Annotated in this window: 1 protein-coding gene; it reads right to left on the reverse strand. The window is 57.2% G+C overall.

The features are described 5' to 3' along the window. Positions 1-116: 116 nt before the first annotated feature. Positions 117-402, reverse strand: a 286-nt coding sequence (gene yjdP, locus ACEWB7_RS18410; RefSeq protein ID WP_411581151.1) for a DDRRRQL repeat protein YjdP, incomplete at its 5' end; no start/stop codon positions are given.

Consider the following 402-nt stretch of genomic DNA (forward strand, 5'->3'; position numbering starts at 1 on the left):
CCCTAACCCTCTCCCCAGAGGGGCGAGGGGACCGATTGTGCTCGATATTGAATATTGCGCTCGTTTTCTCCCTCTCCCCATTGGGGTGAGGGGCGATGCCTGCTCCATACCCAACCTCATCGCCCATACTCATCTTCCATTCTCCGCTCTTCATCCTCCAGTTGCCGACGCTCCTGATCAAGCTGGCGCTGGCGATCGTCCAGCTGCCTGCGGCGATCTTCAATCTGGCTGCGGCGGTCGTCATATTGTCTGCGCAGTTCGTCGCTCACTTCACGCTGCCAGCCGTCGTCGAGAGAATCTTCATAGTCTCGCCCACGGTCAGGGTTATAAGCGTCATTATTCGCCTGCTGAATATTGACAATGGTGTCGTCGATAATATCGGCCTGGGCCGGAACGGTGGAC

Origin of the sequence: Acinetobacter sp. NIOH-H-8, assembly GCF_046635365.1 — a bacterium.
In the GTDB taxonomy this organism is placed as follows: Bacteria; Pseudomonadota; Gammaproteobacteria; order Pseudomonadales; family Moraxellaceae; genus Acinetobacter.